Source organism: Neobacillus niacini, from assembly GCF_036961885.1.
GTDB classification, from domain to species: Bacteria; Bacillota; Bacilli; order Bacillales; family Cytobacillaceae; genus Neobacillus; species Neobacillus niacini_H.
The window spans coordinates 1-6,320 of the sequence record NZ_JBALNQ010000076.1 but is presented as its reverse complement, the minus strand read 5'-3'; the positions used below and the strand labels follow the sequence as shown (position 1 = coordinate 6,320).

5 protein-coding genes are annotated in these 6,320 nt (G+C 33.9%); 4 read left to right on the top strand and 1 reads right to left on the bottom strand.

The window, feature by feature from the left end; translation table 11 throughout:
* A partial coding sequence (locus V7124_RS24695; RefSeq protein ID WP_335494316.1) for an Ig-like domain-containing protein occupies positions 1–1,241 on the bottom strand: 1,241 nt, incomplete at its 3' end.
* 336 nt (positions 1,242–1,577) lie between these two features.
* Between V7124_RS24695 and V7124_RS24690 the strand changes: the two genes are divergently transcribed.
* From V7124_RS24690 to V7124_RS24675, 4 genes are read left to right on the top strand one after another with little or no spacing between them, the layout of a single operon-like run.
* A complete protein-coding gene (locus V7124_RS24690; protein WP_335494314.1) occupies positions 1,578–2,567 on the top strand; it encodes a winged helix-turn-helix transcriptional regulator in 990 nt (329 codons plus the stop codon).
* Positions 2,568–4,190 carry an NTP transferase domain-containing protein gene (locus tag V7124_RS24685; RefSeq protein WP_335494312.1) on the top strand — a complete coding sequence of 541 codons (1,623 nt, stop codon included), beginning with the start codon at positions 2,568–2,570 and terminating at the stop codon, positions 4,188–4,190. It abuts the gene before it with no gap.
* A 27-nt stretch (positions 4,191–4,217) separates the two neighbouring features.
* Complete coding sequence (gene eutH, locus V7124_RS24680) at positions 4,218–5,489, top strand: ethanolamine utilization protein EutH (RefSeq protein WP_335420380.1); 1,272 nt, start codon at positions 4,218–4,220, stop codon at positions 5,487–5,489.
* Positions 5,490–5,521: 32 nt separating this feature from the next.
* A complete protein-coding gene (locus V7124_RS24675; protein WP_335494310.1) occupies positions 5,522–6,214 on the top strand; it encodes a sugar phosphate nucleotidyltransferase in 693 nt (230 codons plus the stop codon).
* Positions 6,215–6,320 lie beyond the last annotated feature (106 nt).

The following is a 6,320-nucleotide window of genomic DNA, read 5'->3' as shown; positions in this document are numbered from 1 at the left end:
GAAATGCCATACTGTGCTACACCCACACTATTCCCATCTACCAATACCTCAATCTTTGAAACGCCACTTACATCCAAAAACCAGCCATTAACAGGAATTTCTCCTTTTACTGTAGCACCGTTTGACGGGGTATCAACCAACCCTCTCGATGGTAAATTCTGGATATTTAGTTTTAAACTTTCAAGTTCATTTGTAATCCCATTATTCGAAGTTTCTCTAACAGTTAATGTGTATTGGCCATTAGGTAGATTCTTCGTATTTAACGTAAATTGGTAACCTGCGTTTGCATTTTTGTATACTGGATATGCTTTGAAAACATCTTGACGAGAAATACCATACTGAGCTTCGCCCATACTTTTACCATTTACCAATACTTCTACCTTTGATACTCCATTTGCATCTAGAAACCAGCCATTAACAGGAATTTCTCCTCTTACCGTTGCACCGTTACTAGGAGTATCAATATATCCTCTTACTGGTTCATTTTGTACATTAACCAGTATACTTTCAAGTTCATTAGTAATTCCGTTATTCCCAATCTCCCTGACAGTTAGTCTGTGCTGGCCATTGACTAAGTTCTTCGTATTTAACGTAAATCCGTAACCTGCGTTTGCATTTTTGTATTCAGGAAAAGCTTTACTTACATCGTAACGGGTAAGCCCATACTGAGCCTCGCCCATACTTTTGCCATCTACCAATATTTCAATCTTTGAGACACCACTGCCATCTAAAAACCAGCCATTTACCGGGATTTCTCCCATTAAAGCGTGACCGTTCGCAGGGGTATCAATGTAACCTTTTGCTGGTAAGTTTTGAACATTAATCACTAAGCTGTCTAGTTCATTTGTAGCCCCATTTAGTCCAGTCTCTCTAACAGTTAGTTTATGATTACCATTGGTTAAATTCTTTACATTTAAGATGTATTGATATCCTGAGTTTGCATTCTGATATTCAGGATATGCTTTGAGAACATCGGACCGTGATATACCATACTGAGCTTCCCCCATACGTTTATCATCTACAAAAACCTCTAACTTTGAGACACCATTGGCATCTAAAAACCAACCATTCACAGGAATTTCTCCTGTTACAGTTTGACCGTTCGCAGGGGTATCAATGTATCCTTTAGGTAGAATGGACTCCGCATTTGCCAATATATTATTACTATTAAAGAGAATTAGAATAGTAATAAAGGAAGCAATCAGTATATATTCTGTTACTCGTTTTTTTATAATATCCACCTCTCCTACAAATCTATAAATTTAATAACTTACAAAATAAATAATATCAAACAACATTCTAGTAAACAATCTAATTTTCGACATTTTTTTGGTTTTCACTTTTACTAGGATACTTAATTTTAAAGCAAAACCAATAAGAAACAAGTCAAATTACACTCTTATTTTCCTAATAATTGTTATTTAATTGTTACAAAGTCTTAATTATCTGTAATTTTTTGTAATATTTTTCAAGAAAAAACTTGACATATTCTTGTAATATATTACAATTTCAATGTGTTCAAAAAATGAACAGAAAAAGGGATATAGTTCTACTTCTATTTAAAGGTGTTGTTAGTATTGATAGATAAAGAGTTTAAGGTACTTGAAATTTTACATCAGGATAGCACTCTGAGCCAACGAGATGTTGCCTTAAAGGTAGAGGTTTCGGTTGGTACTGTGAATTCAATAATTAAACAGCTTGTAAAAAAAGGCTACCTTACGATAAATAAAATTTCGAATTCCCAACAATATGTAGTGAGTGAAAAAGGTGTCGTAGTTTTAGAGGACTATATTAAAGACAGTCTTAATCGAAAAATTGTCCTTCCGGCAAAAAAACAAGCCAAGATAAAGCAAGCCGTGATTTTAGCAGCAGGTGAACGTACTGGTTTTAAAATGCCCATTGGATTTTTAAAACTGGGTCAAGGGACCATTATCGAAAGAACAATTAAGTTAATGAATGAAAGCGGTATTAGAGACATCGTCATTATTACTGGATACGAAAGTCACTATTATGAGCATTTAGCCAAAAAATATTCTCGACTGACTTTAGTGAAAAATGAGGACTACCGATGGACTGGGACAATGGCTTCTTTGGCTTTAGCTAAAGAGGTAATCACAGATGACTTTCTTCTTATTGAAAGTGATATTGTTTTTGAGAGGCAAGCCATCCAAGAGTTATTAAAGAACAAAAACCGAAATTGTTTGTTAATCACGAATGAAAGCGGCTCAGAAGACGAAGTATTCGTTGAAATAAAAGATGGATATATTTTCAAGATGTCCAAAGATAGGCATCAATTCAATAAGATTGATGGCGAACTCATTGGAGTATCCAAAATTTCCATCGATATTTATGAGAAAATGTTAGAAGAATTTAGGCATAATAAGAATCCATATTTTAATTACGAATACGCTCTTTTAGACGTTGCAAGAACTTTTAGCATTGGGTATATAAAGTTAATTGATTTAGTTTGGACAGAAATAGATACCAAATGGCATTATAAAAACTTGATTAACTATATCTTCCCCATGTTAATCGAAAAAGATAATAAAAAAAAGGAGGAGAACTAGTTGACACAGATTAAGCAGGCTGTTATTTTGGCCGCAGGTGAACGAAAAGTATTTGATACGCCTGTTGGCTTCCTTGAATTAGAAGATAGTACGATTATTGAAAGAATTCTTTCTATTTTGAATGCAAATGGTATTGACAAAATCATTATTACAACTGGTTATAAAAAGGAATATTACGAGGAACTCGCTAGAAAGAGAAATGTTACATTAGCTTATTGTGATAAATATAAATGGACTGGGACAATGCATTCCCTTGCGCTCGCAAAAGAGCATATTGACGGAGACTTTTTATTAATTGAAGGTGATATGGTCTTTGAAGAAAGAGCAATTTCTTATCTGCTTAATCATCCAAATAAAAATTGCATGTTAATTACCAGCGAATCAGGTTCTGGTGATGAGGCTTTAGTTGAAATTCGAGATAATTACATCCATCGAATCTCTAAGGATATTCACCAACTTAACAAGATTGATGGAGAATTCATCGGAGTTTCAAAAATATCCTTAGAAGCTTATAGAGAGATGATCGAGGACTTCAAATTTAACAAAAACCCCTATCTCTATTACGAATACGCACTCCTCAATATTATTAATAAACACAATATCGGCTATGAAAAAATAGATGATTTAATCTGGAGTGAAATTGATTCAATCGAACACTATAGTAACTTAAGGTATTTAGTTTACCCAAAATTAAAGAGAAAAGAAATGGAAGTTAAAAAGCAATATGTAAAGCAATTGCTTTCTGAGGTTTTGGAAATTGACCAGCAATCAATTAGTAAAATTGAGAAGCTTGGAGGATTAACTAACAATAACTATAAGGTAAATATAAAGGATAAGGACTTTGTTGTAAGAGTGCCCGGTTTTGGTACAGAAAAGACAATCGATAGGTTAAATGAAAAAATTAATTCTTCACTTGCCTATAAAATTGCACTTGATAGTAAAACCATTTATTTTAATGAGTTTACAGGACTAAAAATAACGGAGTTTATCGATAGTGCTGAAACTCTTAATCCTACAACAGCAAAAAGAGAAGACAACATGGAACTGATTGCAGGCGTACTAAAAACACTTCATACAAGCACTGAAAAATTCAACGAGGACTTTGATCCATTTATCGGAACCTTATATTACGAAAATGTCCTGTTGGAAGCCAATGGCAAGCTATACGATGATTATCTAGAGTTGAAGGAATTATTTATGCCCTTAAAAGATGAGTTAGAAAATCTTGGTATTGTGAATGTTCCTGGGCACCTTGATACCCTTCCTGAAAACTTCATTAAAAGTGGTGAAAACAAACTTTATTTAATTGATTGGGAGTACAGTGGCAATTATGATTATCTTTATGACGTAGCAGCAGTATCCCTAGAATGTGCTTATTCTGAGGATGAAGAAGAATTATTCTTCAAAAAGTACTTTGGAACGACTCCTTCAACGGAAGAAAGAAAGAAAATAGAAATTCATAAAATTATGCAGGACATGTTTTGGAGCATGTGGAGTGCAGCTAAGGTTGCATTGGGAGATCCGTACCTAGCTGACTATTCCTTAGACCGATACAATCGTGGGAAAACAAATTTATCCAATTACATGAAAAATGAATCAAATTCTCTTTTATATAAATTATAAAAAAATAACTGAATGAGCGGTGGAGAAATGGGTATTATCGGTAATATTGTCATTTATATTATTATGGTGTGTGCAGTTATTGGGGCTTTTGCAGCGATTCGGAATGACGAAAAAGGACTTGGAAAGGAATTCATGCAAGGGTTATATTCTATAGGTCCAATATTTGTTCCTGTAGCAGGTATTATGGCTTCTGTTCCTTACTTATCTTTATTTATTAGCAAAGTTTTTGGACCAGTCTTTAGTTTTATTGGTGCAGACCCATCAATCGCAGCAACTACTTTTATTGCAGTGGATATGGGTGGGTATCAATTAGCAGATGCGCTTGCACAATCGAAAGATAGTTGGATTATGGCTATGATAATCGGTTTTATGGCAGGAGCAACAATCGTTTTTAGTATCCCTGTAGGTTTAACCATGCTTGATAAAAGAGATCATAAATATATGGCACTCGGAGTTATGTCTGGTATTTTAAGTATCCCACTTGGGGTATTTATCAGCAGTATGATCATGAAGTTAACAAATACCCAAGTTAGAGGCGAAGTCTCAACAAATGCTGACTCAACACATACCTTCGCACCAGAACTAGGAACTCTATTGTTAAATTTAACACCACTTATCATTGTGGTCATCTTAATTGCATTAGGTCTTCGATTTATTCCAGATAAAATGATTAAAGGCTTTATGTGGTTTGGTCGGTTTATGGATATTGGAATTAAATTAGTATTAGTATTTTCCATCGTCGAGTATTTTACAGGAATCTTTAGTAAACTATTTGGAGTATGGGGATTTGATCCGATTATTGCCGATTCAAAGGATCAGTTCCGCGCTTTAGAGGTTGCAGGATATATTGGAATAATGCTGGCTGGAGCATTTCCTATGGTTTATCTTATTCGAAAGTATTTGGCTAAACCTCTCGAAATTATTGGAAATAAGATCGGATTAAGCTCTGAAGGCAGTGCAGGATTACTAGCAGGAGCGGCAAATATATTGGCCATGTTTAACCTTATCAAGCACATGAGACCAAAGGATAAAGTTATTTGTATCTCATTTTCAGTAACCTCCGCCTTTCTAATTGGCGATCATTTAGCTTTCACAGCAAACTTTCAACCAAATATGATTCTTTCAGTAATGGTTGGTAAGCTTTCAGGGGGCATCATTGCTATTTTCCTTGCTTATTGGATTTCTGTTCCAAAAGCATTAGAGCTTGAAAAAGTGGATCGTGCAAACGGGATTATTGGAAAAGATGAATATCTTAAACCATCTCCTAACGATGCCGAAAATTTAGTGAAGGCTAATTAATCAACTTAGATTGACTCAGGAGGATGAACAGGATGAAAGCAATAATATTAGCTGCAGGAATGGGAACAAGATTAAGACCGCTGACAAATGACACACCTAAATCCTTAGTTAAAGTTGCTGGGGAACCGATGATTGAAAGACAAATCAAATTTTTAAAAGAAAAAGGTATCAATGACATCATAGTTGTTACTGGGTATTTGCATGAGAAGTTTGAATATCTTAAGGAACGGTATAGCGTCAAGCTTATTCATAATGATAAATACAATTTGTATAATAATATTTATACAATGTACCTTGTCAGAGATTATTTACAAGACGCATTTGTTACAGAAGCAGATGTGTTTATGGTTAATAATTTTATTAAAACTGATTTAGAACACTCTACCTATTTTGCAGGAATAAAACATGATTTTGAACAAGAATGGATTCTAAAATTTGATGAAAATGATAGAATTTATGACATTGTAATTGAAGGTGGAACAGATTATATCATTGCCGGTGTCTCCTATTGGACTCAAAAGGATGGACGAATAATTAAGGAAAAACTAGAAGAGGCAATTGATAGTAGAAATTATAAGGATTTATATTGGGATAATATTGTCCAAGAAAATTTAAATAACATAAATTTAAAAATTACAAAGGTTAATTCTGACGATTGGTTCGAGGTAGACTCTCTTGAAGATTTAGACCAGGCAAATAATTATCTTTTAAGTAAAAAATTATAACAACTCTTCAAAAACAGTAGGTGGATTACCTGCTGTTTTTTCTTAATTTATAATAAACTTGGCATAATTCTACATTTTGATAGGTCTTTTGAGTAAAGTAAAGTAT